Source organism: Moorena producens 3L, from assembly GCF_000211815.1.
GTDB lineage: Bacteria > Cyanobacteriota > Cyanobacteriia > Cyanobacteriales > Coleofasciculaceae > Moorena > Moorena producens.
In genome coordinates, this window is record NZ_GL890901.1 from 1 (window position 1) to 26044 (window position 26044).

At 43.8% G+C, this 26044-nt stretch carries 33 protein-coding genes and 4 pseudogenes; 16 read left to right on the forward strand and 21 right to left on the reverse strand.

Going from position 1 to position 26044, the window contains the following annotated elements; genetic code table 11:
• The 3 genes from LYNGBM3L_RS45675 to LYNGBM3L_RS47340 form a co-directional block, all read left to right on the forward strand.
• Positions 1–320: hypothetical protein (locus LYNGBM3L_RS45675; RefSeq protein ID WP_008183794.1), on the forward strand; the 320-nt coding region annotated here is incomplete at its 5' end.
• 68 nt (positions 321–388) lie between these two features.
• Complete coding sequence (locus tag LYNGBM3L_RS47335; RefSeq protein ID WP_229414468.1) at positions 389–1249, forward strand: hypothetical protein; 861 nt, start codon at positions 389–391, stop codon at positions 1247–1249.
• Between the two features lie 96 nt (positions 1250–1345).
• Positions 1346–1825 carry a hypothetical protein gene (locus LYNGBM3L_RS47340; RefSeq protein ID WP_008183798.1) on the forward strand — a complete coding sequence of 160 codons (480 nt, stop codon included), beginning with the start codon at positions 1346–1348 and terminating at the stop codon, positions 1823–1825.
• A gap of 13 nt (positions 1826–1838) precedes the next feature.
• On the opposite strand, the gene LYNGBM3L_RS13180 is transcribed toward LYNGBM3L_RS47340, so the two are convergent.
• Genes LYNGBM3L_RS13180 through LYNGBM3L_RS40575 form a run of 3 tightly spaced genes read right to left on the reverse strand, consistent with a single transcriptional unit; the run spans position 1839 to position 2876 of the window.
• Positions 1839–2159 (reverse strand): hypothetical protein, encoded by a 321-nt coding sequence (locus tag LYNGBM3L_RS13180; protein WP_229414470.1) that lies wholly within the window; start codon positions 2157–2159, stop codon positions 1839–1841.
• 6 nt (positions 2160–2165) lie between these two features.
• Complete coding sequence (locus LYNGBM3L_RS13185; protein ID WP_008183801.1) at positions 2166–2564, reverse strand: hypothetical protein; 399 nt, start codon at positions 2562–2564, stop codon at positions 2166–2168.
• An 18-nt stretch (positions 2565–2582) separates the two neighbouring features.
• Positions 2583–2876 (reverse strand): hypothetical protein, encoded by a 294-nt coding sequence (locus LYNGBM3L_RS40575; protein ID WP_165691833.1) that lies wholly within the window; start codon positions 2874–2876, stop codon positions 2583–2585.
• A 646-nt stretch (positions 2877–3522) separates the two neighbouring features.
• Between LYNGBM3L_RS40575 and LYNGBM3L_RS40580 the strand changes: the two genes are divergently transcribed.
• Positions 3523–3750: a hypothetical protein gene (locus LYNGBM3L_RS40580; protein ID WP_131826978.1), complete on the forward strand. Its 228-nt coding sequence runs from the start codon at positions 3523–3525 to the stop codon at positions 3748–3750.
• 724 nt (positions 3751–4474) lie between these two features.
• Here LYNGBM3L_RS40580 and LYNGBM3L_RS47345 read toward each other — a convergent pair.
• Positions 4475–4850, reverse strand: a pseudogene (locus LYNGBM3L_RS47345) (transposase); the annotation flags it as partial.
• Positions 4851–4857: 7 nt separating this feature from the next.
• Positions 4858–5130, reverse strand: a pseudogene (locus LYNGBM3L_RS47350) (hypothetical protein); the annotation flags it as partial.
• Positions 5131–5391: 261 nt separating this feature from the next.
• Here LYNGBM3L_RS47350 and LYNGBM3L_RS36420 point away from each other — a divergent pair.
• Positions 5392–5646 carry a hypothetical protein gene (locus LYNGBM3L_RS36420; RefSeq protein WP_008183810.1) on the forward strand — a complete coding sequence of 85 codons (255 nt, stop codon included), beginning with the start codon at positions 5392–5394 and terminating at the stop codon, positions 5644–5646.
• A 427-nt stretch (positions 5647–6073) separates the two neighbouring features.
• Here the strand turns inward: LYNGBM3L_RS36420 and LYNGBM3L_RS48620 are convergent, their stop codons facing one another.
• Positions 6074–6205, reverse strand: coding sequence for a hypothetical protein (locus LYNGBM3L_RS48620; protein WP_267872026.1), 132 nt, complete (start codon positions 6203–6205; stop codon positions 6074–6076).
• Between the two features lie 121 nt (positions 6206–6326).
• Here LYNGBM3L_RS48620 and LYNGBM3L_RS13210 point away from each other — a divergent pair, with 121 nt between their 5' ends.
• The 4 genes and pseudogenes from LYNGBM3L_RS13210 to LYNGBM3L_RS45680 all read left to right on the forward strand — a co-directional run bounded on the left by LYNGBM3L_RS13210 (position 6327) and on the right by LYNGBM3L_RS45680 (position 7656).
• On the forward strand, positions 6327–6587 hold the full coding sequence (locus LYNGBM3L_RS13210) for a type II toxin-antitoxin system Phd/YefM family antitoxin (RefSeq protein WP_008183813.1): 261 nt from the start codon (positions 6327–6329) through the stop codon (positions 6585–6587).
• Positions 6587–6892, forward strand: a pseudogene (locus LYNGBM3L_RS36425) (type II toxin-antitoxin system RelE family toxin). The gene LYNGBM3L_RS13210 and the pseudogene LYNGBM3L_RS36425 overlap by 1 nt, the downstream one beginning before the upstream one ends.
• A gap of 216 nt (positions 6893–7108) precedes the next feature.
• The gene (locus LYNGBM3L_RS13215) at positions 7109–7459 is read left to right on the forward strand and encodes a DUF433 domain-containing protein (RefSeq protein ID WP_008183817.1); all 351 of its coding nucleotides are present in this window, start codon (positions 7109–7111) and stop codon (positions 7457–7459) included.
• Complete coding sequence (locus tag LYNGBM3L_RS45680; RefSeq protein ID WP_008183819.1) at positions 7456–7656, forward strand: hypothetical protein; 201 nt, start codon at positions 7456–7458, stop codon at positions 7654–7656. Before LYNGBM3L_RS13215 ends, LYNGBM3L_RS45680 begins: the two co-directional genes overlap by 4 nt.
• A gap of 5 nt (positions 7657–7661) precedes the next feature.
• Here LYNGBM3L_RS45680 and tnpA read toward each other — a convergent pair whose 3' ends face one another.
• Genes tnpA through LYNGBM3L_RS49860 form a run of 3 tightly spaced genes read right to left on the reverse strand, consistent with a single transcriptional unit; the run spans position 7662 to position 8400 of the window.
• Positions 7662–7982, reverse strand: coding sequence for an IS200/IS605 family transposase (tnpA, locus tag LYNGBM3L_RS13225; RefSeq protein ID WP_008183821.1), 321 nt, complete (start codon positions 7980–7982; stop codon positions 7662–7664).
• Between the two features lie 13 nt (positions 7983–7995).
• Complete coding sequence (locus LYNGBM3L_RS13230; RefSeq protein WP_044493059.1) at positions 7996–8217, reverse strand: hypothetical protein; 222 nt, start codon at positions 8215–8217, stop codon at positions 7996–7998.
• A 57-nt stretch (positions 8218–8274) separates the two neighbouring features.
• Positions 8275–8400, reverse strand: coding sequence for a transposase (locus LYNGBM3L_RS49860; RefSeq protein ID WP_202799200.1), 126 nt, complete (start codon positions 8398–8400; stop codon positions 8275–8277).
• Between the two features lie 99 nt (positions 8401–8499).
• Between LYNGBM3L_RS49860 and LYNGBM3L_RS13235 the strand changes: the two genes are divergently transcribed.
• The gene (locus LYNGBM3L_RS13235) at positions 8500–9852 is read left to right on the forward strand and encodes an RNA-guided endonuclease InsQ/TnpB family protein (RefSeq protein ID WP_008183826.1); all 1353 of its coding nucleotides are present in this window, start codon (positions 8500–8502) and stop codon (positions 9850–9852) included.
• Positions 9853–9984: 132 nt separating this feature from the next.
• On the opposite strand, the gene LYNGBM3L_RS45685 is transcribed toward LYNGBM3L_RS13235, so the two are convergent.
• The 4 genes from LYNGBM3L_RS45685 to LYNGBM3L_RS43420 all read right to left on the reverse strand — a co-directional run bounded on the left by LYNGBM3L_RS45685 (position 9985) and on the right by LYNGBM3L_RS43420 (position 13091).
• Positions 9985–10260, reverse strand: coding sequence for a hypothetical protein (locus tag LYNGBM3L_RS45685; RefSeq protein WP_131826977.1), 276 nt, complete (start codon positions 10258–10260; stop codon positions 9985–9987).
• A gap of 526 nt (positions 10261–10786) precedes the next feature.
• The gene (locus tag LYNGBM3L_RS13245) at positions 10787–12043 is read right to left on the reverse strand and encodes a nif11-class peptide radical SAM maturase 3 (RefSeq protein ID WP_008183830.1); all 1257 of its coding nucleotides are present in this window, start codon (positions 12041–12043) and stop codon (positions 10787–10789) included.
• 356 nt (positions 12044–12399) lie between these two features.
• Positions 12400–12858 (reverse strand): Nif11-like leader peptide family natural product precursor, encoded by a 459-nt coding sequence (locus tag LYNGBM3L_RS33930; protein ID WP_048815242.1) that lies wholly within the window; start codon positions 12856–12858, stop codon positions 12400–12402.
• Entirely contained in the window at positions 12849–13091 is a 243-nt protein-coding gene (locus LYNGBM3L_RS43420) for a hypothetical protein (protein WP_154659772.1), read from the reverse strand. The genes LYNGBM3L_RS33930 and LYNGBM3L_RS43420 overlap by 10 nt, the downstream gene beginning before the upstream one ends.
• A gap of 203 nt (positions 13092–13294) precedes the next feature.
• Between LYNGBM3L_RS43420 and LYNGBM3L_RS13255 the strand changes: the two genes are divergently transcribed.
• The gene (locus tag LYNGBM3L_RS13255) at positions 13295–14758 is read left to right on the forward strand and encodes an S-layer homology domain-containing protein (protein WP_161603161.1); all 1464 of its coding nucleotides are present in this window, start codon (positions 13295–13297) and stop codon (positions 14756–14758) included.
• A gap of 91 nt (positions 14759–14849) precedes the next feature.
• Here the strand turns inward: LYNGBM3L_RS13255 and LYNGBM3L_RS13260 are convergent, their stop codons facing one another.
• Positions 14850–15191, reverse strand: coding sequence for a hypothetical protein (locus LYNGBM3L_RS13260; RefSeq protein ID WP_044493063.1), 342 nt, complete (start codon positions 15189–15191; stop codon positions 14850–14852).
• A gap of 413 nt (positions 15192–15604) precedes the next feature.
• Here LYNGBM3L_RS13260 and LYNGBM3L_RS13265 point away from each other — a divergent pair, with 413 nt between their 5' ends.
• Both LYNGBM3L_RS13265 and LYNGBM3L_RS13270 read left to right on the forward strand, forming a co-directional pair.
• A complete protein-coding gene (locus LYNGBM3L_RS13265; RefSeq protein ID WP_008183838.1) occupies positions 15605–16183 on the forward strand; it encodes an HNH endonuclease in 579 nt (192 codons plus the stop codon).
• A complete protein-coding gene (locus tag LYNGBM3L_RS13270; RefSeq protein WP_008183840.1) occupies positions 16155–16544 on the forward strand; it encodes an alr0857 family protein in 390 nt (129 codons plus the stop codon). Before LYNGBM3L_RS13265 ends, LYNGBM3L_RS13270 begins: the two co-directional genes overlap by 29 nt.
• Before the next feature lie 65 nt (positions 16545–16609).
• On the opposite strand, the gene ureE is transcribed toward LYNGBM3L_RS13270, so the two are convergent.
• The 5 genes from ureE to LYNGBM3L_RS13295 form a co-directional block, all read right to left on the reverse strand.
• Entirely contained in the window at positions 16610–17041 is a 432-nt protein-coding gene (gene ureE, locus LYNGBM3L_RS13275; protein ID WP_008183842.1) for an urease accessory protein UreE, read from the reverse strand.
• 1028 nt (positions 17042–18069) lie between these two features.
• Positions 18070–18516, reverse strand: coding sequence for a DUF4168 domain-containing protein (locus LYNGBM3L_RS13280; protein ID WP_008183844.1), 447 nt, complete (start codon positions 18514–18516; stop codon positions 18070–18072).
• Positions 18517–18804: 288 nt separating this feature from the next.
• A complete protein-coding gene (locus LYNGBM3L_RS13285) occupies positions 18805–19317 on the reverse strand; it encodes a DUF4168 domain-containing protein (RefSeq protein WP_008183846.1) in 513 nt (170 codons plus the stop codon).
• A gap of 336 nt (positions 19318–19653) precedes the next feature.
• Positions 19654–20652, reverse strand: a complete 999-nt coding sequence (gene holA / locus LYNGBM3L_RS13290) for a DNA polymerase III subunit delta (protein WP_008183851.1) — start codon at positions 20650–20652, stop codon at positions 19654–19656.
• Positions 20639–21970: an RNA-guided endonuclease InsQ/TnpB family protein gene (locus LYNGBM3L_RS13295; RefSeq protein ID WP_048815244.1), complete on the reverse strand. Its 1332-nt coding sequence runs from the start codon at positions 21968–21970 to the stop codon at positions 20639–20641. Before LYNGBM3L_RS13295 ends, holA begins: the two co-directional genes overlap by 14 nt.
• Before the next feature lie 160 nt (positions 21971–22130).
• On the opposite strand from LYNGBM3L_RS13295, the gene LYNGBM3L_RS13300 reads away from it, so the two are divergent.
• The 3 genes from LYNGBM3L_RS13300 to LYNGBM3L_RS13310 are packed head-to-tail and all read left to right on the forward strand — an operon-like array spanning position 22131 to position 24945.
• Entirely contained in the window at positions 22131–22937 is an 807-nt protein-coding gene (locus LYNGBM3L_RS13300; protein WP_044493066.1) for a DUF1868 domain-containing protein, read from the forward strand.
• 54 nt (positions 22938–22991) lie between these two features.
• Positions 22992–23606: a cobalt-precorrin-8X methylmutase gene (locus LYNGBM3L_RS13305; protein ID WP_008183858.1), complete on the forward strand. Its 615-nt coding sequence runs from the start codon at positions 22992–22994 to the stop codon at positions 23604–23606.
• Positions 23599–24945 (forward strand): bifunctional cobalt-precorrin-7 (C(5))-methyltransferase/cobalt-precorrin-6B (C(15))-methyltransferase, encoded by a 1347-nt coding sequence (locus tag LYNGBM3L_RS13310; protein WP_008183861.1) that lies wholly within the window; start codon positions 23599–23601, stop codon positions 24943–24945. The genes LYNGBM3L_RS13305 and LYNGBM3L_RS13310 overlap by 8 nt, the downstream gene beginning before the upstream one ends.
• 15 nt (positions 24946–24960) lie before the next feature.
• Here LYNGBM3L_RS13310 and LYNGBM3L_RS13315 read toward each other — a convergent pair.
• Positions 24961–25098 (reverse strand): annotated as a pseudogene (locus tag LYNGBM3L_RS13315) (antitoxin); the annotation flags it as partial.
• A gap of 344 nt (positions 25099–25442) precedes the next feature.
• Positions 25443–25946: a hypothetical protein gene (locus LYNGBM3L_RS13320; protein ID WP_008183865.1), complete on the reverse strand. Its 504-nt coding sequence runs from the start codon at positions 25944–25946 to the stop codon at positions 25443–25445.
• Positions 25947–26044: the final 98 nt, after the last annotated feature.

Sequence of the window (26044 nt, forward strand, 5' to 3'; positions counted from 1 at the left end):
TTGATGATGGGATGAGTTCATGCATAATCTGTGTGAAGAGGTTGCCAGGATCTGCCCATGATACAAGGATACAAAGCTCAATTGAGCGTCTGGCCAATTTACTTAAGCAAAGCCGTGATCGTTGGAAGCAAAGAGCGAGTGAGAAGCAAAAGAAATTGCGAGCACAAGAAATCCGGATTCGGGACTTAGAGAAAAGTCGAGCCCTGTGGAAACGACGAGCCCAGATAGCGGAAAAGGAAGTGCGAGGGTATCGTCAACAGACCTCATCCCCATCGCTTAGCCCCCTGTCTGATCAGACAGCAGTCCCCCCCCGTCCTTAGGCGGCTCTGCCACCGTTGGGATCGTTGAAACCCAAGGCACCCTGTTAGCCAGCCACCATTATGGAGCATTGACGATTAGCTTAGCCATCTCGTTTGTGGTTGAAAGTTTAAGCAGTTTCCGGGGAGCCTCGAAAAATTTTGCCCTATTGAGTCGGTTCATCGGTCAAATTTTACCGAGTTATAGTAGTATTCGGCAATGGGTATTGCGGATGGGACTATACTTGCTACAGCGTCCGTGCGAGTATCGTCACGACTGGCTATACATTGCCGATCTTACCCTGGAATTAGGGGCTCACAAATGCTTAGTAGTGTTAGGAATCAGCCAAGCTCGGTGGAAGCAAATCGTCGAGCAATCAGCTGGGAAATTGTGCTATCAGGACTTGTCACTACTAGCGTTAAAGGTCATGAAGAGCACTAAAGGAGACTTGATCTACCCCATCCTCGAAGCGGTTGGTGACCAGGTCGGGGTCCCCTTACAGCTTGTCTCAGACCAAGGCAGTGATCTCTATAAGGGCATTCGCTTATACCATCAAGCTCATCCTTCTGTGCAGGTGACCTATGATGTGACTCATCAAAGTGCCCGATTACTCAAAGGTGAGTTAGAGCTCGATCCAATCTATCAGCGCTTTGTCAGTCGGTGTACCCGTACTCGTCAACAGTTGCAGCAGAGTCGATTATCTTTTTTAAGACCACCCGCACAACGATCCAAAGCTCGATACTTCAATATTGACACCTTATTGAAGTGGGCCAAACTCGTATTGGCCTATCAGAAGCAGCAGGATTTCTCAAGGGTCAATCCTGGCTACTGCTTAGATTCGAGTGCCTTAAAAACCTTGAGTGAGCAGTTGACTACTGAGGTCAATGCGGCCTTAAAACCCCTTAAACAAAAGCCATTTCCTGACCAGAAAGCCTTTATTGAAGCCCTCTAAGGGTGTCTTTCAGAGGCAGTTTTCTGTGACGTTGGTTCCTTAATTTGCCAAACCGCTGACCTCGGTAGACGGTACTTTGAGGAAAAATTGGGTTGGGTGTCGGACTATCAGGAGGCCCTCGAACCCTTCAACCAGATGCTTTTCTTAGTGCGCACCCTCCAATACCAGCTTAAGCATCAAGGGTTTAACCAACACTCGAAAACAGACTTTATCAAACAAACAGCTGATTTAACCTTATCGAAACGATTAGAGGACTTTTTGGCCAAGTTAATTGCCTATATTGACCATGAAACCACAGCATTGCCTCCTAATCAGCCCCTACTTGCCTCTTCTGATCTCATCGAGTCTGTGTTTGGTAAATATAAACTGTTTTCCCAAAGGTCATCCCTGAAGCATATGGGGCATTTACTCTTGACACTGCCTCTGCTCACCACCCAGTTGACCTCTGAACTTGTTAAAACTGCCATGGAAACAGTTTCCTTCTGTGATGTCCAACATTGGTATCGACAGCACTTTGGAGAATCTCCCTTGGCCAAGCGTCGGGCTATTTTTCAGACTACAAAAATTGACATATAAACTGCATGAACTTTTATCGGCATAAGGGATTCAAACTCAACAGCCTAGTTCTACACTGTAATGACCGGATGCGCGAAAACCAGATCTGGTCGTAGTAATCAGACTTGGCTTGATGGCTAGCAAAGCATGGTTGTGGATCAAGAGGCAACAATGGTACTGGCGTTAAAAGTAGCCGACCTTTATTGACTACGCCCTTGAGCCAACGCAGACCAATTTTGAGATAGCTGAGGCCTCGAAACCAATGGGGATCTACCTGTCGCCGTAAGCCAACAAGAAGAACAGCCATGCCACGGGCGGTGGTGGCGTAAAGCAAGGCCACGGCAGCCACGGGCATAAGCCGCTAAGCGTGCAACAGCTGAGCGAATGCGAGAGTCTTCGAGCTTCTTTGGCTCCGGATTTGCGATTCTATAAATAGTTCCTCTACCCTAAAACGCAAACCGTATTGCCACAAAGAAAGTAAGGTGGGAGGCTGATCGGTAATAACGGCCCAGGGCTCCTTGACCCCTTTGACCTTGGCTAATACAAGATTACAACGATGTACTCCATCAAGCCATAGACCAACATTACGATAAAAGACAGCTTCTCCTAATGGTGGCCAGAGATAGCTGACTTCAACGGGATAGCGATGGGGGCCATGAAGCAGTACATCACAGGGCAATCGTAGGCAGTAGTGCCAATTGCTAGCTTGTAACCAACTAATCAGATCGTGGTTTGCTTTGCCCCGATGGGCTTTCAACATCACATCAGGATGTTGACTTCATAGCCACTGGCTTCGACGTAACTTGGGTCGATATGTATCGAAGGCTACTGCCGCGCTGTTGTGTTCCAGTACCCGCCATAGGAATGGTACGGCGCGACCACAACAGACCACCGATAGATGAATCATACAGTAGCGATTCCAATTGACTGTGGTATCGAGGGCAAGATCTAGACGGTGAGACTGCCAATCTTTTAAGGCGAGTAAAAAAGCGGGGAAAATAAGCGCGACTTCACACAAATGGCGAGTATTGCTCAAAAAGCGCTGCCAAGGCGCGTTCAACACTTTGGGCAAATTTGGCACGACTCGGGACATAAGGCTCCGGTGGCCGGTTGGCAAAACTATCCACTACAGATTAAGGCGCTGGCCAAAAGGCCACGCTACGCGAACACCATCCAAGCATTAGCTTTGATATGACGCAGTACGCGGTAGCGGCTGTATTGACGCAAAAAGTTAAATAGCTGATTATAAAGTTGGGTAGAGTAAGACATGCTTGCTGTTGAGCTAGTTGTGTAGTGACTCTTGCGCTTGCCTATCACTCTGCCCCAATTCTAGCAAACAACGTCATTGCAAGCTTTGAGCCACTTGTGTCAGGCAGCCAGGGCGATCGCTCTTTCCCGAATAGCTACAGGAAAGCAGGTTTTCCGAATAATCTCATCCCGACCTGACTTTGACGGGCTAAAAATGGAAAGCGAGAACTTCCGTAAGAGGAGGCAGGCAGACGAGGGAAAGGGATTGACTTGGATGGGGTATACGTAAAAAAAACGGGAATGCGGGTAAAAAATTCAGAAAATCAACAAGGAAAACGTCTGGTAGATGAGAGTGACGAAGATGACAAGGGATAAAGCTTGAGTCCAATGTGGTCAAAGCTTTCTCTGGGAGTTAGAATCACTCAGGTAATTGAGCAAAAATAAACAACACGAAACAGAGGACAAATCCAATGTTAAATTTAGTGAAAAAGACAGTTGTCACAGCCATCGCATGTCTGTTTACCATGATGCTTTTTACATCGGGATCGGCCATGGCAGGGAATTATCTGGGATTCAGCACTCCAAATTGTTCCGGCATACCAGTTATTGATGCTGATAATCCTATTGAAGCCTGCTTTTCTCAACGCGGTGTTGTATCATGGTGGGATTATGCCGAATGTCATCCGTGTGATTTCTGATTAAGTGCTACCCATGTAGCGATTGGAGTGGAAAAAAGCGCATTAACTGTTTTGTTATCAGAGACTAACTCAAGCCTTATAGCGCTTTTCAAGTTGATGGAATACAAAATTGTATTGACTTGCTATTCGGCTCAACAATGACCTGTAGTAAACTATCTTGAAAACCGCTGTAACACTCCACTCCTAACCCATACTCCTTAAGGGGCTCCCATTCCTTGGAAGTACCCTTAAGGGGTGAAAATACAGCTACAAGAAAGATAGACTGTATAATAGACTGTATAAGGGATAGAGCTTTTATGCCTTTGATAAAATTGAGGTGTTTATGAGGTTTGAGATTCATCAGATCAGTAGCGAGGTCTGACCAAAGTTCCATGGATCGATTCAACCCATAGAGACCCATATAATCCTATCCAAAAATAACTGTGTATTTTAACAGAACGTTTCTTTTCATTCGGGCGACAAATATACTCATTAACTCTCATTTTTTTTTGGGAAATATTTTCCCTGGAAACTGGCTAGGTTATAAGCGAGAGTAATGAGCGAAATAATAGCCATAAAACGCGGCTTATTAACTATCGTATTTTGTCAGATTATATTATCCAGTTTTGTAATGTTTGAACATTGTTTCAATACCCCAACGATTCCCATAAAGCGACTGCATCAAGACAATTATAAAGTCAGTTGACTCTTCTGGAGACTTGTCAGGATATAGCGTTTCTAGGACTCATGAGGTACAGTAACAACAATGAGTTAACCAGTTATGAATATTTTCTTGAGTCACCTTCAGCATTGCGGAGGTAATCCCATCAATTAAATCTTTATAGGTTCTTGCTCCGATTTTTTTTAAAGTACTTTTAACTTTTGATCAAAAATTTTATATCGGTTCTCTTGGTGCGCGTTCACGCTTAGCTTTGAAAAAGCGCGGGGTCGCACCGCGAAAATTCGGGAGAGTAGGGGGGTAAATAAACTAGTTTAGCTCCAGCTTCTTCAATCACTTCTCTTACCATTTCTCCCAAATGGATTTTGGCATTATCCATAACAACACAGGCATTATCCCAAAGTTTTGGTACTAATTTTGGCCGAATAAATCCTTTGATAGTTGTGAACTTCTTGTTTTATTATTTGCTTGATTGTAAGAAACCACAACAGTTTTGCGCTTAACTTAAGCAAATTCAAAAACCTTTGAATATTGCGTACTCTGCTTTCATATTTTATTGGCTGTGGAAAGAGTTTTGCCAATCTCGATAAGCTAACATTTCGATGGTCTTGCAGGAGCAAGATTAACAATTGTAGAGTTAAATATTGGCAAGTATTCAGATGAGTCTCGAAGACGGTTTGGTAGAATTGTTCGCGTAGCGTGGCCGAAAGGCCAGGGAACATTATTGATTTTGGGGAGGTCTCATACCTCCCTATTTTTATAGATAAGGATTGGCTTAAAGCATTATTTTCTCTACTTTATAGCTCCCTTGTCACCCCTTGAGAAAAACCTCACAAACGTCTCTATTTTAAGTGAGGACTTAATGCTCTATCCATTATCCAGACTGTTTTATAGCCTTGTTGTCACCCCTTGATAAAAACCCTTGACAATTAATAATATAATCGTTATGATTATATTATTAATTTCAAAACCACTTTTGAACTATGCCTGACAACTTTCGCCCGAATGAAGAAAACAATCCTGAGGAAATCACTCCTAGTAATACTCCTCAGGAACCTTCTCCAAAAAAATACCCCGTTCAGCATATTCTGAAGGGCTCCCGCCGGGCAATAAGCAACACCATGTATACTCTTTCTGCACTGCGTTATGCCCAAATTTCCGACTGGAGCCCCCTTCAGCCGACGGGAATTCCTGGCGAATTCATCACCACTATGACGAAGTACATAATTCTAGATTAGACTAACTTAGTAGGGGGGGGTTTCCCCCCTAGCCCAAGAATCAAATCTGTTCGCATAGCTTGGCCTTGGGCCAATGAGATCGGATTATTTCTGGGTTGGTTTACGAAGTTCAGGCATAGTAAAATTTCTTAGCCGTGGAAGGTAGTTCTGCGGCTATTTTTTTTGGGGAGTTTAAGGTTAGAAGGTTTAAGGTTGAAGGTTAGAAGGTTGAAGGTTAGAAGGTTAGTTAGAAGGTTGAAGGTTAGAAGGTTGAAGGTTGAAGGTTGAAGGTTAGAAGGTTGTTCGCGTAGCGTGGCCTATTGGCCAAGGTTAGTTAGAAGGTTGTTCGCGTAGCGTGGCCTATTGGCCAAGGTTATGAGGTTGTTCGCTTTTGGTGTTCGAGAAGGGTAGGTTATTAGGTTGAACGCGATGGACGCGCGTCCCGCTTTTAGCGATCGCGTGGCCTATTGGCCAAGGTGATTAGGCGTTGCATATTGTCGTGGAATGGGGATGTTGGTGGAATGGGGATGTTGGTGGAATGGGGATGTTGGTGGAATGGGGATGTTGGTGGAATGGGCATCTTGCCCGTTCCATTTTTGACTGATGAATGCTTACGGGATTCCTAAATATGATCAGACGAATATATTCCTTATCTACCGAATTGAGAACTGCTATAATAACAAAAAGAGGTAATCAATAAAATGGAAAAGCTGACGGTTACTGCTACCAAAAAAGAGTTAATTAACCTAGTTGAATCAGTCACAGAAGAAAACAAAGTTTATGAAATAGAGATTTCTAATGGTTCTGCTGTTTTAATTTCTCGAAAAAACTATGAAAGCTTACAAGAAACCTTAGAATTACTTTCCATCCCTGGAATGAGGGAAAGCCTACAAAAATCCCTTGAACAAATAACCAATAAGGAAACCTACTCCCTAGATGAAGTCTTGGGAGACATTGATTAATGGTTTACGAAGTTCGTTTTACCAAAGAGGCGAAAAAAGCGGTGCGACCCCGGTCGGGTTTCCCGACCTAGGGAACGCGCACCAAGAGAGATGTTGCCAAACTTACGCCCAAATTAAAGCAAAAACTTAAAACAATGATTCAGGACACGATCAGTATAAATCCTTATGCTGGTAAAAAGCTGGTGGGCAATCTTGCTGGTTTCTTTTCTATGCGTTTAAGTTATAAAGATAGAATTATTTACACAATTGACAATGAGCAGAAGCTGATCTATATTCACCGCGCCAAAACTCATTATGGAGAATAAAATAATGGTATTGCATAGTGCGTTCGCGTAGTAAATGTTGCGTAGGGTGAGAAGCACGAAAGTCTAACGCACCGAAATCCAACCCAAACGCCCAATTAAAACAACAAATAAAAATAAAAAAATGCCAATATTAACCCATGATTTTCCTGTGTAAAAATGCTCGATAGCTAGATTCCGCAATTAAAAAAAGGTTTTACCCAATCATTACAAATTTTCATGGAAATCCAAGACTACTTCAACTTCCTAGCCTCTGACGACATTCGCATCAAAGGTAGCCGCATTGGTATCGAAAGCGTCCTCTACGAATATATCTATCGCGCCAAAACCCCTGAAGAAATTACCCAACAATTTGAGACCATTACCCTAGAACAAGTCCATGCCACTATTCTCTACTATCTACACAAGAAAGAAGAGGTCAGCGCTTACTTAGCTGAATGGCTAGAGTTTTGTCGCCAACAACGAGAAGAACAAAAACAAAATCCTTCTCCTGCACGGCAGAGGTTCCGGCAATTGAAAGCAGAAGCCGCTCTGGGGCAAGAGTCATCCGAACGGACGAGCGCTGTATGACAATCCAATATTTACTGGACGAGCATATCGCCTCCCTTTACCGAACCCAACTGATGCGCCAAGCACCAGAACTTATTGTCAGAAGGATCGGGGATCCAGGCGCTCCTCCTAAAGGAACCCTCGATCCAGAGATTTTAACAAATGGGGAGTTTGAGGGGTCGAAATTCCCCATCCCTGGGACGGGTGGGGATGGATAGACCCCTCAATTCCGTCCGCCTGATTGATTTACGATATATTGTTTGACTTTCTCTAAAGGTGCTCCGCCACAAGAAACTATGCATTTAGAGTCATGCCATAGTTTTACTTTCTTCCCCCAGTAATGCTTATCGATTTCTTCTTTGAACTCTTTCCTAAGAATCCTGCTGCTAGCTGATTTCAAGGATGCAATCAAATCAGATAAGTTATTGTCAGGATGAAGACTTACCATCAAGTGAACATGATCTGGTTCACCGTTGAATTCTTCTAATTTGCATTTGTTTGGCTCCAATACTCTCGTGAATACTTGAGCCATGCGATCTAGCATGGGAGCATGTCACTTATGCAGCAACATTAGTACGCTTATCTGGGGAATGGGGAATGGGGAATGGGGAATGGGGAATGGGGAATGGGGAATGGGGAATGGGGAATGGGGAATGGGGAATGGGTAATAGGTAATGGGTAATAGGTAATAGGGGGAGCATGTCACTTAAGCCTAATATTTTTACCTGATCTATAGCCCCCTCATGGGTAATTGCTTGCTCTAATTGTAAATAGTTCATCTGTTCTGCAACTAAGACCGGCTCGATCACAGGATTAAAGTTGTTTTGTCAAGTAGTTCAAAAGTTCGGCTTCTTTGACCTGCTCCCATCTAGCATTCCCTTGGTAAACACCTGGCGACGGTATTTTGTTACAAAAACAATGTGCAGGTGAATAGAGAAAACCACGTGAGAGCCTTTCCTCATAATAATCCTGGATACCCCTTGTCAGTTCCGTTTATCCATGTTATAATGATTCTATAAAAAACATCGACTGACTGCAAATAAGGGGTTGAGATTACTGTTGTGACGCTAAGACAGACATTTCGGCTGTATCCAACTGAGTCACAAAAAACTAAGTTGTTTTATGCCCGTTCGTTACATCAACTTCTATACAATGCCTGCTTAGCTCACCGCCGCTATGAATGGAAGGTTAATCGAAAAAGTGTCGATTACCTTGAACAGCAGAATATTTTGCCAGCATACAAAGAGTGTTGGCCTGAGTACAAAGGCCTTTACAGTACCTCATTGCAAGCAACAGTTAAACGGGTAGATTTAGCTTACAACAGCTTCTTAAAGGGATTAAGAAAGTTCCCAAGATTCAAGTCTATCAGGGATTATTCTGGTTGGACTTACCCCAGCACTTCTGGATGGAAAGCTAACAGCAACGGGAAACATGGAATTCTAGTGCTAAATGACTTAAAAATCCAAATCAAGATGCGAGGTAAAGCCAAACATTGGGGAAAGCCATCCACTTTGACCGTTGTTTACAAGCCGCGACTAAATCAATGGTTTGCATCGATCACAGTAAAAGTGGATGTACCCGAACCTAAGTATGGTTCTGAATCAGACTTAAGTTATGAGTCGGTTGTAGCTTATGACTTGGGAACAGAGACGGCTATTACTACTTTTGATGGCTCCGAGTTCAATGAGATCGAAAATCAGCGCTTCACTCGTACTTTAGAACCATTGCTGAAAGCTGCTGGCAAAGATAAACGTAGAAAACGCGCCCCTAATCGCAAACAGCGAGTAAAGCCATCAAGTCGCTGGAAAAAAGCCAATAGACGGGAATCTCAAATTAAACGCAAAATTGGTAATCAGAGAAAAGACTGGCAGCACAAAGTTACATCAGATTTAGCTAGTCGTTATGACATCGGTGTAACTGAAAAGCTAAATACGAAAGGGATGACCCGTAAGGCAAAGAAAGAGTCAAAGCGCAAAAAACAAAAGGCTGGGTTGAACAAATCCATTCTTGATGTTGGTTTTGGCTCTCTTAACAAGATGCTGTCCTACAAAATTAAGCTAAAAGGTGGAATAGTGCTTCAACTACCCACCAAGCAATTAAAGCCATCGCAACGCTGCCCAAAGTGCGGAAAAGTCCATAAAGACTGGGCTAATCTCTCTAATCGTTATCACGTCTGTGATGAGTGCGGATTTCGGCTTTCACGGGATAAAACCAGCTCCATGGTGATGTACAACGCAGCACTAGGTAATCAGCCGGGGTACGGGAATGACCTCGATAAACGTGGATTTTCTAGCTCTACTTTAAAGGCCAGTAAGTACACTGGATCGATGAAGCAACTAGGGAAGATGAAGCGTCAAAAATCACGCTCATCAGACGGGTCTGCTGAAACCCCGTCCCGAGCTAGGGCGGGGTAGTTCATGTGGACAAATCTGACACTATAGCGCTTTTAAATTTGCTGAGGTACACAATTTTTTGATTTTAGGTAATAGGGAATAGGAAAAAAAATTTGTGTACCTAATAAGTATTGAAAACGCTATATTTAAAATTCAATCACCAAATTTATGGCTAGGATTTTTGACTGCTTCTTTCTCAATTTTGTCTAAAGCAATCTTAGCTTTTAAAAGAACTCTCCAATAAGCTAAATTACTAGTCCATGCCGTTCGAGGTAACAAGGTTGTAACAGATTCCCTTGGAGTCTGAGAGTTATCAAGGGATGGTTCTAACGAGTTATTTTTATCCTGCATAGTGGTATATAGCGTTTGGATCTGGGTTGTAAACACACGAATTGCTGAAAAAGGCAAAAGGCAAAAGGCAAAAGGCAAAAGGCAAGAGGGGAAAGAGTAAATGTTGCGTAGGGTGCGTTAGGGACGGGCGAAACCTTATTTTATCGGTAGAAAGTGTTAGGAAATTCCGTCCCGTAACGCACCACCCAAATAGCAAAAATTAGATGTACCCGAGTAGGGAGTAGGAAATAGGAATAATATTTGATTATTTAATCACTGAAAATTATTGTTGTTATTTCCAATAATAAGTTGTTTTTTAGTGCTGTAAGAGCTCAGTGAAATTGAGAGGTTCCCGACAACTGTGGCTAAGTCTATAGGGGTTTCCTAGTAAGCGTGAAGTACATTTATAGCAATTCTCTTTCCCATGAGGGACAAAGGGATCCCCCTAAAGTCCCCCTTAAAAAGGGGGACTTTGAGGTTGATTATTACACCTCATACATGCAATAAACGCTATAAATTTTCTTCCCGACTCCCGATTCCCTTCCCCCCTTAATAAGGGGGGCTAGGGGGGATCCCTGCTCCCCCTTAATAAGGGGGGCTAGGGGGGATCCCTGCTCCCTAAAACCTATAAAGACGCCACTAATTCTTTTTGATCTTGCCAATGGTCTGACCACTGAATGCGATCAGCACTAAAGTGGAGGGGATCATTGTTTGGCCAAGGAGTGTTTATTGGCTCTTCAATAATTTCAAATTCACCGTTATCAAAGGGAAGTCCTTGGGCTTTTACTTTAGGCACAACTCGCTCTCGAATTCCTTGAGATGCTTGAGTTAAGGCCCGATGGTGACAGTAAGGATTATTCCCTCTGCGGTCAAAGAACACATGAGCGGTCCAAGAGCAACCACCGCGACATAGTTCAGCAAATTCGCAAGTCTTGCAGAAGCCCCACAGATGGGATGTCCCTTTGGGAGTATCGGCTCCTAGGTTAAACCGCAATTCTTCAGTTTCTTCAATAATTTTCCTGAGGGAGTGGTCTCGGATATTACCTCCGGTGTAAGCTGAAGTCGGTAAGGAAGGGCAACCTTTGATTGCACCATCGGCTTCAATGCCCAAGGTAGAGAGTCCAGCTTGGCATCCCTGCCAAAATGTCCAGGGATTGCTCTCTCCTCGCCCTCGCAGTAGTCGCTCGTAGGGACCGTAATAGCCTACATTATTTCCGGCCTGTACTTTCACCCCTTCGCTATAAGCCCGCTCAACTACACGAGCAATCATGGGATATAAATCCAGCAGTTCATAGGGTTGGAGCAGAATGTCGTAATTGTCAGCTGCATTTCCCATGGGTACAGTTAACTGAATCTGCCAGGCAAAGATTCCTGCATCCCGAAGCAGCTGGTAAATCTGGGGAAATTCTGGTGCGCTGAGGCGATTGATTTGAGTATTGCAGCCGAAAGGAATACCGGCTTGCTGGAGATGGCTCATGGTCTTAAATGCCCATTGCCAAGAACCCTTTCTCCCCCTTAGGCGGTCGTGGGTTGCTTCTAAGCCATCCACAGAAACGGAAACTACCCGAATTCCAGCCTCTTTCATCCGGCGGGCTGTCTCTAAACTAATCCCAAATCCACCAGTGGTCATACCACAAACCATTCCTGCCTCGGTAATGGCTTTGGCAATCTCTAGCCAGTCCGGACGTAAGAAGGCTTCACCCCCAATTAAGGTGACTTCTGTAATCCCAACTTCGGCCATCTGTCTGACCAAATCCAGAGCTTCCTCTGTAGACAGTTCTTTTTCCCGTGCATGACCAGCACGAGAACCACAGTGCTGACAAGCTAGGTTGCATTTAAGAGTAATTTCCCAAACCGCATAACTAATTCGGCGATAAGTCATAACTAAGCACGTTTGTATCTAGGTTGTAAACACACGAATTGCAGGAAAAGGCAAAAGGCAAGAGGCAATAGGTAAGAGGGGTAAGAGTGTGGGAAGTTTGGGGAGATGGGGAGATGGGGAGATGGGGAGATGGGGAGATAGGGAGATGGGGAGATAGGAAATATTTTTATAGCGTTTATCTTACTGACGAGGTACAGTAAATTTTCGTCTTACCCCGACACCCGACTCCCGATTCCCGATTCCCGACACCCGACACCCGACACCCGACACCCGACACCCGACTCCCGATTCCCTCGGTGCGCTTTCCGTAGGCGAATTAAATTCGCCACGGGTCGCACCGCTCCCGACTCCGTAGACTATGAAATATTGTCTGTGTTCGCGTCTTTTGAAATGTAAGCAATTTGATCAGGAGGTAGGGAAACCCCATACAATGCGATCGCTTGAGGAGGTTTCGGTCCAGGCTCGATGACTACTCCATAGACGGGCTGAATCGTAATAGGTGGCTTATGTTTGGGTGGCTCAATCGGATGTATAGGTCCCCATGGCCAACCACAGTAGCCTCTAAACACGCCACCAACAAGTACTTCTAGGTCTTCTTCACTGAGATGCTTGAAATTATCGTCTAAATCTCTAAGCTTATTCTCATCGAGAATTTTAGCTGTGGTAGTTTCCAAGTCTTCTGGTGTGAAATCAAAGCCAGCATCTCGCACCATGGTTTGGTAGTCTTCTGGACTTGCAGCATCTTCAAGCTGGCTACGGAAATTTTTATCAGCAGCTAAGCGCTTAAAGAAAAGGATTACACTTTCTAAAAACATAAACGTTCTCCAACCGTCAATACTATAAATAAAAATCCCATAGCATAAATTTGTCTCGCCAATCTGGCTAAATTTACAAATCTTATTAATAAAATACACAGGATTTTTTCCCGATTCCCTGTTCCCGATTCCCGATTCCCGATTCCCTGTTCTCTACTCCCTTTTGTAAGTTCATGTAGGGTGGGCAGTGCAGCAGACAGATTCAGAAGTTTGCAAAGCGCGTTGCTAGACACTGCCCACCCTACGATTAATGACTTTTGTAACTGATTAACTGCACTTGATATGACTCTGCTACCTCTACCGATCTTTTTTTTAAAACCTGGGAACTTTCACTTCACCTGTGCGTCTGGGGATGGTGTTTGGGAGGGTGTCAACTCTGATAACTAAGGAGTTGAGCTGTCTGGAAGAGTTATCTAAATCAGGAGAGTTGTGTTCTATGTCTAGTGCGTCTACTTGGAATTCCACGAGCACTGCCATGTTGCTGTTGGGAATAGTTACTGGTGTCACTGCGCCGATGGTAATTGCGGTACCAAACCAAACTAGCTTTATTGATATTCAAGGTCATTGGGCAAAACCGTTCATTGAAGGGTTGGCAGCAGAAAACCTGGTAAGTGGATATGCTAATGGCACCTTTAAACCTGATCAAGCTGTTACTTACGCTCAGTTTTCTGGGATGGTGAGCCAAGCTTTCAGCGAAAATAATTTAGCCTTGCCCAAAACATTTGATCGTGAAGCGGCTGAGTATTGGGTAAGTCGTAACCTAACTGAGCAGGATAAATCCAACCGCCAACTACGTCCATCTTCGCCACTGTCTCGGGGACAAGTATTGGTGTCATTGACTAATGGTTTGGGTTTAAATGGTTTGGGTTTATACTCTAGTAGTTCAGTAAAGAACACCCTCTCTTCCTATGAAGACCTATCCCGAATCCCTGACTATGCCAAAGATAGCGTTGCGGCTGCTACCGAAAAGGCTATGGTGGTTAACTACCCGAATGTAACCTATCTTGATTTTGGTAAACCTGCCACCCGTGCTGATGTGGCAGCCTTTATTCATCAAGCTTTGGTGAATCAAGAGGTATTAGCTCCCCTGTCTAGTCAACATCCAGCCTCTCAATATATTGCTCAGCTGACGCAAGAGACTAAACCTGTCACTGACGACAGCCTGATGGAGGAAACTGAGCCAACTGAAAAAACTGAGGGGACTGAGGGGACTGAGTCCACTGAGTCAATGACTACTAAAGATGAACTCCCAGAAACTAAGGAATATCAAGTTTCCAAAGGCACAGTGATTAATGTAGCCTACACAGTATCAGAAAAATTGGCTGTGGAGCGTGGTGAAACCATTGATATGACGCTGTTAGTGGCTGAAGACATCAAAAATGAGCAAGGAATAGTATTAATTCCAAAAGACAGCGAGATTGAGGGTCAATTAGTACCGCGTTATAGTGGTTCTCAGTTTCTTGGTACTCAGTTTGTGGCTCAAAAACTTAAAATTGGTGAATTATCCTATAACACCATCAATGCCACCTCGAAACTGGTTACTGATGCTAAGCCTGATGATACGGAGAAACAAACATTAGAAGGTGCTGCGGTTAATATTTTGACTGGTGTCTTAACTGGTGGTGATTCTAATCAAGAACCCGAGCAGCAAAATCCAATGATCATTAATCCGGAAGAGGATTTACCACTAACACTGGGTTCTGATTTATATCTGCAAGTAGCTACTAAAACGCGAGAAATGCCAGAAAGCCCAGAAGCCCCAGAAGCTATGGACACTGAAGAAATCCCAGAAGCTATGGACACTGAAGAAATGCCAGCAACACCAGAAGCCCCAGCAGTTCTTGAAGCACCAAAACTTGAGCTTCCGCAAGTGCCACCCTTACAGGTTCCAACTCGTTAACCAACCTACAAAAGTTCCTAGTTAGTGCCTAGTTAAGGACTCAGAAGAGACATGCGATCGCATGTCTCTTCAATTGTATCGAGGCAAACGCTTAACAGTCGGACAGACTATCAATACTGAGGGGAAGCATTTCTCCGTTGATCGTCAGTCCTAATAACATCGGCTCTTGGGGTTCTATAAACTTGCCAGTCAGTACACAACGCTCTTTGCGCTCAGCGATCGCTTTAATGGTGGCTCTGATATCAGACTTACAAAATTGAGGTCGATAATCACCGGACTTGTGCTGGACATAGTTCCAGAGAATATCTCGAATCAGAGCTTGATACCCCTGACTGCCAGAAAGTTCTTTGAGTTTATCTTTCAACTGTCGCTCCAGGCGGATGCTGGTAACTTCCATATCAGTGGTTGAGTTTTGACGGGTGAGTGTAGGCATTAATTTTTTCCTCCAAATATCTGGACATTCCCGTAATACAAGTGTAGTATTTAAAAAGCGGCTTGAAAATCGTTTTTCACAAATTTCGCCTTCAAACATTTCATCTTCTATGAGTCATCATTTAACCTCCTCCACCAATTGCTCAGATATCAACTGCTTCGGCGGTTCGGGATTCGGGGCAATATGGGTGGAGCTTTTGTTTAGGGGCAAATATGACTCGATCGCACAGGGAACAGTCGAGTATAGAAGGCATGATTCACAACCAATCAATTGTCGGCCAGAGATCAATCTGAAACTAAATAGACACAGCGGGAGGTATAGGCGAACGCTAGCAGTACTGACATAGCAATCAGCCTACCCTAAAAAATCTTAAACGCCCCCGCTCCTGACAAACAGAAGCGGGGGTTTGGTTTATGAGGAGTCAATCCGTGACAAGCACAACTGAGGTGTTGAGGCAATCGGTAGTGGTTTTTTCCAAAAACTACTTACCCATTAATCGAGTCAATATCAAACGAGCGATTGCTCTGTTGGTTACCGGGAAAGCTGAACCAATCGATTTCTTTGGTGGTAAGGGCTACAAAGTCCGTTCTCCTAGTGTGGTGATCTTGGTACCAAGCCATATCCGCTTGATAGTTACCGAAACTGAACCAACTTGGCGAGTTCCTCCAGTAAATCGGCGGGAGGTCTTAAGACGGGACAAGCATCGGTGCCAATACTGTGGCAGCACCAAAAAGCTAACCCTCGACCATGTCATGCCTCGGTCAAAAGGCGGGAAACACAGTTGGGACAACGTCGTTACAGCATGTGAGCGTTGTAACAGCCTTAAAGGCAACCGCACTCCCCACCAAGCGGGAATGAAATTACCCAGGCAGCCCAAAGCACCCATGCATCCAGCTGTTGCTTTTGCGGAACAGTTTTGGCGTCAACAGCAAATCAATCGGTTAGAGGAGGAAGTTACAGGTAATGCTGAAACTGATTTATACCGAAAATAGCTTTTATCTAGAGCGTTTGGCTCAATCCCTAGAAGAATGGGTAACAAAACGAACCCTTGTCTCGCTCCGTGCGGGTGCAAGTTTCTATATCGAACCCAGCACTGCGTCATTTTTGCTACCAGCTAACTTGCCCCACCTCAGGGAATTAGAGGTGTTTGTGGAGCAAGACAAAACCGATGCGATCGCATTATCGATTTGTGATGCGGAATATGTTGAAGTAAGCCTACAAGGCACCTGGCTAACGTCAGATCCAGAAGATGAAGAGGGAATTTTTGTAACAGCAATGAACTATGCTGTTGAGTTTTTTCTCTATCAGCTGTGGCAAGAGGCTAACCATCGGGCTTCTGTTCCGAAGGATTGATTAAGAGGCGCACTTAGGTGTGCCTCTTTTTTACAGTTTTCTTTTAACAGTTCTCTTTAAACTTCTCAATGTCGATAGGCACCGATTTCTGGTTGAAACGGTACCACTTCCTGGTGTACCTCTACCCCCAACTGCTCTAACATCCCTTGCAAAACTGGGTCAGGAGATAACCTTAAATAGCTAGCCGTTACTTCTAAAGGGACATGGCGATTACCCAAATGATAAGCAGCTCGCAGCAAATTCACCGGTTTTTTGGCAGTGACAGTCAGTACCGGTTCTGGTTTAGCAGCAATTCGGATCATCACCTTCGTATCTTCAGCTTCCAGTAAATCCCCATCCTGCAAGACACTGCCCCTAGGCAAACGCAAATACAAATTTTCACCATCCGCTGTTTCAAAGCGGTGGCGAGTTCGGGTACGCTCCTCGGCTGTCAAGGAGAGGGTAAAGCCGACTTTAGTATTCTGATTAGCTCTGAGGCGTTTCGTAAAGGTGAGCATGGGCAATTTACCATTGCTTAATTCAGACTTCTGTTTAAAACAAATACCAAGTGAAGTGAGCAAAGGTAAGCTATCAGCTATCAGTTATCAGTTATCAGCATTCAATTATCAGCATTCAGTTATCAGCATTCAGTTATCAGTTATCAGTTATCAGCGGTCAGTTATCAGCGGTTAGCTGATTTTATTCAAAAGCTGAATGCTTATGATGGTTGACACTCCCCGCCCTGGAAGGACGGGGATTCTTGCTTCTACGAGGTGACTTGTAAAACCCTTGCCGGAGCCAGAAAAAATAGAGGTCTCCTCGACCCAAGCGTAGTTGGTCTATGACCCAGGTTTCGGTGTGCCGGAAACGAAACCTTATCAGAGGGTCGCCTTAATCAAAAAGGTTAAAACTTTTTACTCATAGCCGACTAACTATAAAGGCGACCCTCTGAATACGGTAACTTCTAACCCCACCGTACCTAATCTAGTTAACAAGTTAGATAAACTTTTTCTTGATCTTATGTTTTCGTAGATATCCAAATCTAAGAATTTGATTATGCAATAAGCTGATATCTTAGCTTATTTTTTACATCATCTACTTATTTTAAGATCATGTTTATCTATAACATTATTTTTTTTTATCTTAACACGATGCGATCAAACCGTCAAGTCTTAATTTCAAAAAAAGCCGTCCCTAGAAGTTACCGTAAGAATAAAGAAGCCTTTAAAGGGGGCAGGCTATGAGCAGAAGGGTTAAAACTTATTAATTAAGGCTTCAAAATTCTAAGGTTTCGTCTCCTATAAGGACGGGGCTTTAAACCCAAATTTTTTGGTAAATCCCCAAACTTTCAATTATGTAACATCTCGAACTATTAAATTATCCCAAATGAGGTTTATTTTAAGCTGACCGCTGACCGCTGACCGCTGACCGCTGACCACTGACTACTGACCGCTGACCACTGACTACTGACTACTGACCGCTGACCGCTGACCGCTGACCGCTGACCGCTGACCGCTTTTGCCCACCCTACAAGCTTGACATATTGTCAATTTTGTTGTAAGCGAACTAGTTCATTGTGGATGCGCCGTTGTAACTTCTGATCCGATTGGGCGCTAACGGTAATGGAATTAAATCGAGATATGGTCAAGTCATGACTTTCAGCAATGGTTTTCGAGCGCTTACAGTAGTTTACAGCCAGATCTTGGATATTTCGACGTAGACCTGCGATGGTTTTTACTTGGGTGCAGTTAATTTCAGGAACTATCTTGTCTTTGTCTTTGGTTAATTCCTGAATATCCTCATAGACACCTTGACGATTTTGATCGATCGCCAGAACAGCTTTGGCGTAATTCTTCAATTCCTGACTCTTTACTGCATCTGACGCTACTGTGGGGATAGCTGCGGTGGGGTCAGGGTCTGGACTGGAAGAACATCCAACCAAAACCACTATCATTCCGGCAAGCCATCCCAAGGGATAGATAAATTTGTTCATTAGCCGTTTTCTGGGAGATAAGCGACCTGCAGTGGCTAGCCGAAAGCTGGATTAGCCTATTTTTTACTATTACTAGTGGCTAGCTATTATGGTTGTTTTCAAGGTAACTATACCACTATAGGTCTAAACTTGATTGATAATTCCCAGGTGTGCAACTCGTCTTACTGCTTGCCCAAGAGGAACGTTGAGACCCTTACGCTTTTCCCAAAACGATTTAATTATGGTTGACGTTATGGTTTAACTTATGGGTCAAGGGAATAAGTGGCTGATGATTCGAGCTATCCCCAGCTAAAAGCTAGCGTCAAATTTGGCTTGTTGAATACGCACTAATTCACTTTGAATCTGTTCCCGTAAACTTTGATTATCTTGCATCTGAATAGTAATTTCGTTGAATCGTTTATTTCCTCCTTCGGGAAAATACTTAGAAACAATTCCCTCTGACTGTTGGCAGTAATCTTGAGCAATCTCTTGGGCGGTGGAGGGCAGCTTATTGATGCTGTCGGAGTCATCGCAGAAAATTTCTGGTTGCTCTCCTAGGATTGTGGTGATTTTTTCATAGGCAGATGCGCGAATAGGCTCTATTTGTAATAGAACTTCAGCATATTGAGTGACGTCATTAGGACTAATGTCAGAGGTGACATCTTGAGCATAGGCTGAAGTTCTAATCACAAGGGTATAAGAGTCTTCAGAAAGCTCAGGGATAAATCCAGAGAGCAAACTAATAGCAGTAAGTCCTCCCACAAGGAGAGATTGGGAGAAAAGTTGGGTCAACCTAAGTTTTAGAGAGTTAGCAGTGAGCATGATGATAGATTAGGAGCAAAACAAACAATAACCAAAACCACTAAGGGCTAGTTTAATGTGAATTAATTTATGGGTGGTAAGTTCCTCATAAGGCAAGATATTCTGGGGATTGGGAATGTAAGCTATCAGCTATCAGCTATCAGCTATCAGCTTTGGGCTTTTGGCCAGGCTACTGGAGATGCTTTTAAATAAAATAAGCTGACGGCACCTCAAGTAGCGTGAGCTTTTAGCTCACGGCTGACGGCTGAATGCTTACTTGGTAAATATGAAGCATGAGTATAAAAAGAATTTAACCTTCAATCCTTTTAGCTAGCCTGGGTGAAGCCACTGACGGTTCTAAACTCTTGAACTGTTACAGATTTCACAAAGTTGTATCACCTTAGTTTGTAATGTTGAAAGGGGGTCTGCTCCGGTTTTGAGGTAATGGTCTAACTCCAGCAACACCCCCAGAGTGGAGATCAGTTGCTTGGGGGAAAGGAACTCCACGTCTTGTTTGAGGAAGTAAACTCGTTTGGGGTTATTGATATTGGCAGTGTTAGCGATCGCATTTGGATCAGTTTCCCCCTCACTTACCAGCAACTTCACCCACAACCAGGTACGAAACTGGGTAATTAAGGTAGCGACAATCTTTAAAGGAGGTTCATTGTGGTTGATCAAGGCAGCTAACAACTCTAAGGCTTTTGCCCCATCCCCTTGCCGAATCGCCTCTGCCAGTTGCAAGGTATTTTGAGTATTAGCCACTACCAGGGTGGCAACGGTACTTTCTGATAAGGGTTGGCTATCATACAGCGCGTAGAGTCGTAATTTTTCCAGTTCGTTGAATAACTGTCGGGTGTCATTGCTAACGGATTCGGCTAAGAGAACAGCCGCACTATTGGTTAGTTTGATCCCAAATTCAACGGAGTACGACTTGACCCGATGCACTAGCTGCTGGGTTTTCCAGGGGGGAATCAGAGCAAACTCCTGAATCTGGGCGTACTGTTGCAGTAATTTCGTGGACTTGAGTCGTGGATCTGGTCGATGGGGGGTAGTTAGTAACAAAACGGAGTGTTTAGGAATGACTGGTATAGTACGCTCTAATTCTGCCAGTAAATTGTCCGAACATTGCTGACACAGGGTTGTATCGACTAACCACACTAGACGTCCACCGATGCCAAACGGAGGAGTCATTACTTGATTCAAGGCTTGAATTACAGCATCTGGTTGGTCTGGGGAAATTTTGTCATAGTTAAAACTAGCCCAGTTGGGGTCAACTAAGGATCGACGCAGTTTGTCCACGGCTTGAGCCATGGCAAAGTCATCCTTTCCCCAATAGAGTTGACTACTCCCCCGCATAAATGACGGGGGATTCTAATAAGGATGTTTCGTGACGGGATGAATCCACGTCACTCCACGCTGTTTTCTTATTAACTGACCACAGGACAACCCTGTGGGGACGAGTCAAAACGCCCCTACCCAGTCGGTCTAGGCTAATACCTAGCGTTCTGCTTACTTTACGTATTATATTGGCAGCACCATTACAATCCGCATTGACATACCAATTCATTGTGGTTCGGTATAAACCACGCTTAGTTCTTCTCCCTGACGGTTTCCAATCATCGGGTTTTTCACCATATTTTGGCAGATAGTCACCATCTAAGAACGATGCTTTACTGGTATAACTTTCCTCTGTTTCTATGAACTCGATTCCATACTGTTGACAAAGCTGAGCAATTCTTTCTTTGAGTCTAGCTGTAGGAATTGGCACAAACTCCGAGTTAGTCTTTTTGCCTAGCCTTATCTCATGTTTGCCTCCTTTATTCCAACCAAAAATTACTCGACCAATTTGATTTTCCAAGCAATGATTGACAACCAGTCTTGCGGCTTTGTTAATTCCATCACGCATCTGACGGTTACGTTTTTCAGTTATCGCCGCTAGGTGGTTAGACCAAAATCCTTGTGGTTTGTCTTGTTTGATTGTTGATATCTGTTTGTTATACCAACGATTCATCGATTTGATGTGCTTACCATCAATAATAAAGCTAGTTCCTACATTAGAAACACAGGTTAGCCAATTATCCAATCCTGGGTCAATACCAAGTACATTATTTATTTCTACACTTGGTGTTTCTATTCCTTTGTTATAAACCAACTCAACATAGAAACATCTATTCCTTGGCAGTATTCTTAATTCTCTGATGTCATCAAATTTAATATTGCTAGGAAGAGGTAATCTAAAACTATCAATGCCAAACCAGCACTTTACTTGTCTGCCCAATGGTATTCTTATGTTTCCATCTATTAATCTTAAGGCTTGCTTGGGATAACTGACCAATGCCAAACCTCCCTTTTTTCTATACTTGGGCAGTCTTGGTCTAGTCTCAATCTTCCCTTCTCGGTATGCTTTAATCAATTCTTTGTAGGATTTAAAGGACTCGTACACTGAACGAAGTATTTGTTGTGCTGCTTGGGAGTGAAGTGCCTTATAGTGACGATTGGGCTTGTATTCTTTTTCTAGCTCAAACTTGTCGATGTAGCGATTAGCTTTAAAGTAGAGTTGACGGGCAAAGTAGATGCCCATGTTTGTCAATCTCTGAGATTGTGTGCATAAAAAGTTGAGAATTGCCAATAACTCAAGATCTGGACTCAATAAAACTTGCTGACAGCCGTACACTTGGATCACCTCCTCGCTAATTACTCATTATACTATAAACAGGACACATAAATGTGTCGGCTGTGAGGGCTCGCTCGGTTTCATCCCCTGCTTAAAAGACAGGGGCTTTCACCATCGCTTTTTGGTAAATTCCCATATCAGAACACGTAAGGGGGCAAAATTGGACGATACATATCAAAGTTATCTAAATCGGGTCACACGGCTGACCCTAACCGCAACCTATCAATCGCAGTTACTCAATATCCAAGAGTCACCCAAGTTTAAACGTCTCCCTAATGGCAGCAGAGAGCCTGCCCCTTTTCCTGGTTACACTGTAATCACACCACCTTGGGAGGAAGAGACGAATAATTCAACATTCTATAATAACATGCAGCAGCTCCAAAAAGAGCTGATCCAGCAACTAGACCCGGGTTTAATGGTACCCATACCCCCGGATAGTTTTCATTTAACCCTGGCTGACTTGATTTGGGAAAATGCTTACCGAGATGCCACGGCTGAAAATCCACAGTTTGAAACTCAACTGCTTCAGTCGATACAGGCAAGTTTCGACAAGTATGTCGGTATCAGCCAGGAAACGTCTTTAGCAAATGGTGGTAATCCCATTAGCTGGCAGCTGTTGGGCTTAATGGTCATGCCCAGAGCGATTGGTGTATGTCTAGCGCCCAAGGATGAACAGGCATACAATCGGATTGCGCAACTGCGTCGGTGTATTTATCAAAATTCTGATTTAATGGCTCTAGGTATTGAACAGCAATACCATTTTACGGCTCACATCACTCTAGGATATTTCGGAGATATCCCCCAGGAATTGGATAGCGATCGCATTAGCAATATCCTATTCGAGTTAAGTGGCCAAGCCCTAGAAGTAGAAGGGAGTGTACTATCGATTAGGCAGGCTCAATTAAGGAAGTTTGACAATATGATGCGCTTCTTGCGGGAACCGGAATGGCCAGTTTTGGAGTTTTGAGTGGGTAGCGTGCTGAGTGTTTAAGTTGGAGCAGAGTATGGGTTGGGGATTGAGATGAAAGCATTGTCGATGCATCCGATTATGGAGCAAAGTTTTGCCATTATTGACCAACAGATTGGGGAGCATCAGTTTAATCGAGCTGAGTATGCTATTGTGCGCAGGGTAATCCATAGTACGGCTGATTTTGAATTTGCCCAACTGCTTCGGTTTAGTGAAAATGCGATCGCATCTGGTATTTCTGCACTGCGGCAGGGAGCACCAATTGTTACAGATGTCGGAATGGTCAAACAGGGGATAGCCAGTATGGTGGCAAAAACCTTTGGTAATCCCCTGATCGTCGCAGTAGACCAGGCACCAGTAGCTCTGCCAGGAAAGACGCGCACGGAAACAGGTTTACTCCGATGTTTTGAGCAGTTTCCAGGGGCTATTTTTGTGATTGGTAATGCCCCTACGGCATTGTTGGCTTTATGTGAGCAGTTGCCCCACTCTCAGGTCAAACCAGCTTTGGTGATTGGCGCAACGGTTGGGTTTGTTTCAGTGCTCGAGTCGAAAGCTGCTTTGGCAAAGATATCTATCCCTCAGATTCGGGTTGAAGGAGCTAAAGGAGGGTCTCCAGTGGCTGCAGCTATTTTGAATGGATTAATGGTATTGGCTTGGGATAGTGAGTAATAAAACATCCCAAAGGTCACCCATCCATGTAGTGGGCATTGGTTTAGATGGAGCAGCTAGCTTAACTGATCAAGTCAAGGAGCTGGTGGAACGAGCGACGCTATTGGTAGGAAGTCAGCGCCATTTAGGTTATTTTCCCAACCACCAAGGGTCACAACTGGTATTGGGGAATTTTGCTGACGCTATTGAATTAATTCGTAAGCAGCTCGATAGTGCTGATCACGATACCCTAATCGTAGTGTTGGTGAGTGGTGATCCATTGTTTTTTGGCTTAGGACGATTGCTCCTAAGCCAACTTCCCCCCTCAAGGCTGAGGTTTCATCCCCATGTCAGTGCGATTCAGTTAGCCTTCAGTCGGATTAAGGTTGCTTGGCAAGATGCTAAGGTAATCAGTGCTCATGGCCGTTCTCTCGAACAACTAATCCCAGCCTTGAAGCAGGGAGTTGACAAGATTGCAGTGCTGACGGATGGCAGCAATACACCTGAAGCGATCGCTAAATTATTGCTAGCGCTAGATTTACCCAGTGGCTACCAGTTCTGGGTATGTGAAAATTTGGGAGGTATGGATGAACGGGTGCAATGTCTTGGTGTAGAAGCAGTATTGAACCAGACCTTTGCTCCCCTGAATGTGGTGGTATTACTACGTCACCCTGATTCCCTTGACCAATCCCTGGATCCAGACTCGTTACCGATACTGGGATTACCAGATCAGACATTTACTAGTTTTAGCGATCGCCCTGGTTTAATGACCAAGCGAGAAATCAGGCTGCTGTTACTAGGAGAGTTAGCACTCAAACCAGGGCAAACAGTTTGGGATATTGGTGCAGGAACAGGTTCGGTTTCCATTGAAATTGCTCGTTTATCGAAGACATCTCAGGTGTATGCTATTGAAAAAACAGCCATGGGTAGTGCTTTGATTGAGCAAAATTGTCAACGTTTAGGTGTTAATAATGTTACATCAATTCATGGATCAGCACCGGATGTTTTGAAGGATTTACCAACACCAAATCGTATTTTTATTGGCGGTAGTGGTGGAAATTTGCAATCAATTTTGGATTACTGTGATACTCGCTTAGAGCTCGATGGTATTATAGTGTTAGCGTTAGCAACAGTTGAGCATACTAATACAGCTTATAGTTGGTTTGAGTCTAAACGTTTACCTCCTTCCGAGCGCGGGATTAGAGCAAATTCCTTCCCCCCCTTATTAAGGGGGGTTAGGGGGGATCACTGGAATTATCAATGGTTACAGGTGCAGTTATCAAAGTCGGTACCTGTGGGAAAACTAACTCGGTTTAATCCTCTCAATCCGATAACTATTTTGACAGCTTGGAAGTGCTGAGTTTGAGAGTTAATAAATTCCTTTTTCTTGCGCCTTTGCTTCAAAATATTCTATTACATCAATCCTCAAAGGCAAAGTTACTGGTTGCTTTAATTTCTTGGCATAAGGATTGGGGCGGCTTTTCATGTTGGCAAGGTCATATTCTGGTTTCATGGTTTTATCATTGATAGTATTGACTTTGATTTTTAGTTGTTTTTATGAAATAATTATGATTACATATTTTAGTTATCGGTAACAAGGCATAATCAGTAATATTCGCATTTTCGAACTTATGGCTAGCAGTAAAAATCGGTCTTCTATCTCAGAATGATCTTCTTCCCAAAACTGGATCCCAGCTAGTAGCAATAGGCAATCAACCCACACAAAAGATTAAAGGGTTGGCACTTTCGGGTGGATCTCATTTTTATTCTTTGACCTAACAGTGGTGCGTTACGGGGCTGAGTGTCTCAACTCTAGCTACCGAAAAAATGAGGGCTCCCCTAACACACCCTACGGAACTACTTATCCAAAACTGATGTCCAGACCTGTAGATTCCCTAACCAAGAATTGAGCTGCCCACGATTACAACCCGCAGCTTTCCCTTCAGCCTCTAAACTAATGGAATGATTTCCTGAGGAAACAGGGCCAAGATCAATTTTACCTGAGGTCAACGGAAGCCTACTGAACTGGCCAGATGCGCCCCTCCACCCAAGGGTATCTGTAGAAGTAACACGCTCACCGTCAAGGTAGAAATGGATTTTTATTGGACTGCAATGAGTAGGGGGGACGACATACTGGACTTTTAAGACACCGCGCGTTGTTACATCTATTGCGAAGCGGTTACTGCATACTTGGCCACTGCCAGTACAACTTACTTTTTCTGGACCAAAATTTTGAGACTTGGTAATCTCCTTAGGAAATAAATTATGCCAATTCGTGATCACAGCTGCCCCCAGTAGACCAACCAGGCCAATTACAGCGACAATTATCTGTATCCTATGACTTTTATCTTGACCACTCATCCCACTTTACCAAAGGTTATGATCATCGACGTTCGATGACTTTTCGTTTTTTAGTTTTACCTAATTTATAATTATATATTATAAAGAGTAAATATTAA

Excerpts from the sequence above, each read along its gene's own strand:
- LYNGBM3L_RS13180 (WP_229414470.1), bottom strand. The coding sequence starts at position 2,159 with ATGCCCGTGGCTGCCGTGGCCTTGCTTTACGCCACCACCGCCCGTGGC.
- LYNGBM3L_RS13185 (WP_008183801.1), bottom strand. The coding sequence starts at position 2,564 with ATGTTGAAAGCCCATCGGGGCAAAGCAAACCACGATCTGATTAGTTGG.
- LYNGBM3L_RS40580 (WP_131826978.1), top strand. The coding sequence starts at position 3,523 with ATGTTAAATTTAGTGAAAAAGACAGTTGTCACAGCCATCGCATGTCTG.
- LYNGBM3L_RS36420 (WP_008183810.1), top strand. The coding sequence starts at position 5,392 with ATGCCTGACAACTTTCGCCCGAATGAAGAAAACAATCCTGAGGAAATC.
- LYNGBM3L_RS48620 (WP_267872026.1), bottom strand. The coding sequence starts at position 6,205 with ATGCCCATTCCACCAACATCCCCATTCCACCAACATCCCCATTCCACC.
- LYNGBM3L_RS13210 (WP_008183813.1), top strand. The coding sequence starts at position 6,327 with ATGGAAAAGCTGACGGTTACTGCTACCAAAAAAGAGTTAATTAACCTA.
- LYNGBM3L_RS13215 (WP_008183817.1), top strand. The coding sequence starts at position 7,109 with ATGGAAATCCAAGACTACTTCAACTTCCTAGCCTCTGACGACATTCGC.
- LYNGBM3L_RS45680 (WP_008183819.1), top strand. The coding sequence starts at position 7,456 with ATGACAATCCAATATTTACTGGACGAGCATATCGCCTCCCTTTACCGA.
- tnpA (WP_008183821.1), bottom strand. The coding sequence starts at position 7,982 with ATGCTAGATCGCATGGCTCAAGTATTCACGAGAGTATTGGAGCCAAAC.
- LYNGBM3L_RS13230 (WP_044493059.1), bottom strand. The coding sequence starts at position 8,217 with ATGAACTATTTACAATTAGAGCAAGCAATTACCCATGAGGGGGCTATA.
- LYNGBM3L_RS49860 (WP_202799200.1), bottom strand. The coding sequence starts at position 8,400 with ATGAGGAAAGGCTCTCACGTGGTTTTCTCTATTCACCTGCACATTGTT.
- LYNGBM3L_RS13245 (WP_008183830.1), bottom strand. The coding sequence starts at position 12,043 with ATGACTTATCGCCGAATTAGTTATGCGGTTTGGGAAATTACTCTTAAA.
- LYNGBM3L_RS33930 (WP_048815242.1), bottom strand. The coding sequence starts at position 12,858 with ATGTTTTTAGAAAGTGTAATCCTTTTCTTTAAGCGCTTAGCTGCTGAT.
- LYNGBM3L_RS13255 (WP_161603161.1), top strand. The coding sequence starts at position 13,295 with ATGTCTAGTGCGTCTACTTGGAATTCCACGAGCACTGCCATGTTGCTG.
- LYNGBM3L_RS13260 (WP_044493063.1), bottom strand. The coding sequence starts at position 15,191 with ATGCCTACACTCACCCGTCAAAACTCAACCACTGATATGGAAGTTACC.
- LYNGBM3L_RS13265 (WP_008183838.1), top strand. The coding sequence starts at position 15,605 with ATGAGGAGTCAATCCGTGACAAGCACAACTGAGGTGTTGAGGCAATCG.
- LYNGBM3L_RS13270 (WP_008183840.1), top strand. The coding sequence starts at position 16,155 with ATGCTGAAACTGATTTATACCGAAAATAGCTTTTATCTAGAGCGTTTG.
- ureE (WP_008183842.1), bottom strand. The coding sequence starts at position 17,041 with ATGCTCACCTTTACGAAACGCCTCAGAGCTAATCAGAATACTAAAGTC.
- LYNGBM3L_RS13280 (WP_008183844.1), bottom strand. The coding sequence starts at position 18,516 with ATGAACAAATTTATCTATCCCTTGGGATGGCTTGCCGGAATGATAGTG.
- LYNGBM3L_RS13285 (WP_008183846.1), bottom strand. The coding sequence starts at position 19,317 with ATGCTCACTGCTAACTCTCTAAAACTTAGGTTGACCCAACTTTTCTCC.
- holA (WP_008183851.1), bottom strand. The coding sequence starts at position 20,652 with ATGCGGGGGAGTAGTCAACTCTATTGGGGAAAGGATGACTTTGCCATG.
- LYNGBM3L_RS13305 (WP_008183858.1), top strand. The coding sequence starts at position 22,992 with ATGAAAGCATTGTCGATGCATCCGATTATGGAGCAAAGTTTTGCCATT.
- LYNGBM3L_RS13320 (WP_008183865.1), bottom strand. The coding sequence starts at position 25,946 with ATGAGTGGTCAAGATAAAAGTCATAGGATACAGATAATTGTCGCTGTA.